Annotated in this window: 3 protein-coding genes; 2 read left to right on the top strand and 1 reads right to left on the bottom strand. The window is 64.1% G+C overall.

The features are described from left to right. Both VMR03_RS18515 and VMR03_RS18510 read left to right on the top strand, forming a co-directional pair. A partial coding sequence (locus VMR03_RS18515; protein WP_325407877.1) for an acyl-CoA dehydrogenase family protein occupies window positions 1-386 on the top strand: 386 nt, incomplete at its 5' end. Then, entirely contained in the window at window positions 383-1,261 is an 879-nt protein-coding gene (locus VMR03_RS18510; protein ID WP_325407875.1) for an SDR family NAD(P)-dependent oxidoreductase, read from the top strand. The genes VMR03_RS18515 and VMR03_RS18510, both read left to right, overlap by 4 nt. Before the next feature lie 19 nt (window positions 1,262-1,280). On the opposite strand, the gene VMR03_RS18505 is transcribed toward VMR03_RS18510, so the two are convergent. Next, window positions 1,281-2,652, bottom strand: a 1,372-nt coding sequence (locus VMR03_RS18505; protein ID WP_325407873.1) for a glycosyltransferase, incomplete at its 5' end; no start/stop codon positions are given.

Here is a 2,652-nt window from a genome sequence, read left to right as displayed (position 1 = left end):
TCTCGATCGACTACGCCCGCACGCGCCAGCAGTTCAGGAAGCCCATCGCCGAATTCCAGATGATCCAGTCGAAGCTCGCGCAGATGTATGTCTGGGTCGAGACGATGCGCACTTTCAACTACCGTGTCCTCAACGCCGCGAACGACATCGAGGTCGGCGGCGGCGGGCGCGGTGAAATCCATGCGCTGACGGCCGCCTCGGTCATGTACGCCGCCGATACGATGAACCGCGTCCTCGACGAGGCGGTGCAGATTCACGGCGGCTCGGGCTATATCTGGGAGTCGGAAGTCAACCGTCTCTTCCGCGCGACCAAGCTCCTCGAAATCGGCGCCGGCACGACGGAGGTGAGAAAACTCATCATCGCGGGCGAGATCCTGAAGAGATGAGCGAGAGCTTCCGCTATTCAGACGACGAGCTCGCCACCCTCCCCGCCGTCTATGCGCCGGACCTCCTGAAAGGCCAGGTCTTCGTCGTCTCCGGCGGCGGTAGTGGCATTGGCCGCGCGACGGCCTGGCTCGCGGCGCGGCTCGGCGCGAAAGTCGTCGTCACCGGCCGCAAGGAGGAAAAGCTGGTCGCCATGCGCGACGGCCTGACAGCGCATGGGTTTTCCGCCGACTATGCCATGCTCGATATTCGCGACCGAGACTCGGTCGACGGCGCGCTCACACGCATCATGGCGCGCGAAGGCCGCATCGACACGTTGGTCAACAGTGCAGGCGGCCAGTTTCCGCAAGCCGCCATCGACTATTCGCTGAAGGGCTGGCGAGCCGTCATCGAAACCAATCTCGACGGCACCTTCCACATGATGCAGTCGATGGCGCGTCTCTGGCGCGACAAGGGCGCGGGCGGCAACATCGTCAACATCGTCGTCTCCGGACGCGGCCTCCACCATGTCGCCCACAGCGTCGCGGCGCGGGCAGGCGTCATCGCCTTCAGCGAGGCCGTCGCGGTCGAATGGGCGCCGCTCGGCATCCGCATCAACTGCATCGCGCCGGGGGCGATCCGCTCGGAAGGCTGGGCAACCTACGCGCCGGACGTGCGCGAGCGCTATCCGAACACAAACCCCTTGCGAAAAGTCGGCACCCCCTGGGACGTGGCGCAGGCCTGCATCTATCTGAGCGCGCCGTCGGGCCAGTTCGTCACTGGCGAAACGCTGGAGATCACCGGCGGCGGGCATCTCTGGGGCGAAGTCTGGACCACCGACAAGCCAGGTTACTTCATCGACGCATCGCGCAAGATCGAGCCGAAAGCGTCGGAGTGATCGATCCGGGAAGGGATATTCACCAGGGAACGTGCAGCACCTCGACATTCGGCAAGCCCATAATGGGAATGCCGAGATCGGTCGCGAGCCGTCCGAAGCCTTCAGTCTCGATCAAATCCTCGTAGGGGATTTCTGGAAACCGCAGACCGCCACGATGAAGCGCGGCATCGACGAGCAGCATCGTTCCGCCGACGGAATCGAGCGGCACCTCTTCGCTATGACGCAAGTCGTCGAGATAGAGCCGCCGCCCGCGGGACATGCGGGGCATATAAAGCCCGTGCCGCATGTCGCGGTAATAGCCCTTGTCGCGATCGGCATTGACCGTGATGAAGCTGTTCTGATCGAAGCAGGGACCGCCGGCCTGCCTCACACAATGCGGAACGGCGATCCGCGCGCCCGTGGCCCGGAGACGGGCGAAAATATCGGCGGGATATTTCCATACGTCGACATCGATCCACAGCGCCCAGTCGTCGGCGCCGTCGATGCCATGGTCGATCATGTGGTTGCGCACCTGCGCAATCCCGCCGCGACGCCGTCGCTGAACGGCATCCTTCCATCGCGCCGCATGGACGAAGCGCCCGCCGACCTGCTTGCGCAGCAGGATCACGTCGCGGTATCGGCTCCGGATCGGCGCGACGAGCGCATTGAGCCTGTCCCAGCTATCGTCCACGCTGTCGCCTTCGCAGAAGACGAGCTTGATCTTCGTCGCCGGAACATCGAGACGGGCGATCTGCGCAAGAGAGGCTTCGAGATGGTCTGCGGCATCGCGAAGCGGAACCATGATGGCGAGATTGTCGCCTGCCGAAGGCGCGGACCGGATCGCCGACCGATCGACCGCCGCTCTTGCGCGGACCGGATCGAGGCGAGGGCCACGCGTGAGATTGGCGCGAAGGCGATGAAACTCCCGGCCCAGGCCGCTTACGATCCGCCGGTTGCGCGACTTCTTCAGCCACGTACCTGCCCAGTAATGGCGCGCCAGACGTTCGCCTCCCTGCTCCAGATCCGGCTCATTGCCGGACCGGTCCACGCCGTTGAAAAGCGTCGATGGCGCGAGGTGAATTCCCGCGCGATCCGGGAATGAAAGCTGCGCGGCGGTGAGAAGACAAGGGCCGGTCACATCGAGAATGTTGCGGGCACCCCTATTCTTCTTCATCAGGCTGATGACGTGCAGCCAGAAAGGATGACCGGCGGGACTCGCCATGATCCCGTTGAAGACCATATACGGCATGCCGCGTTGACGCGCGAACGGTTGCCAATGCGTCGAAGGCTCATGGCTGAGGACGACGCGCGTCTCGTCCGCGAGGCGATCCAGCGGCGCCAGACACTCAGTGTCGATATCCGCGTAAACTCCACCGAAGCGATGCAGCAGCATGTAGCGCGCCGCATCGGCA

This window comes from Parvibaculum sp. (assembly GCF_035511255.1).
Taxonomy (GTDB): domain Bacteria; phylum Pseudomonadota; class Alphaproteobacteria; order Parvibaculales; family Parvibaculaceae; genus Parvibaculum.
The sequence above is the reverse complement of the archived record's forward strand: the minus strand, read 5'-3'. Positions and strand labels throughout refer to the sequence as shown.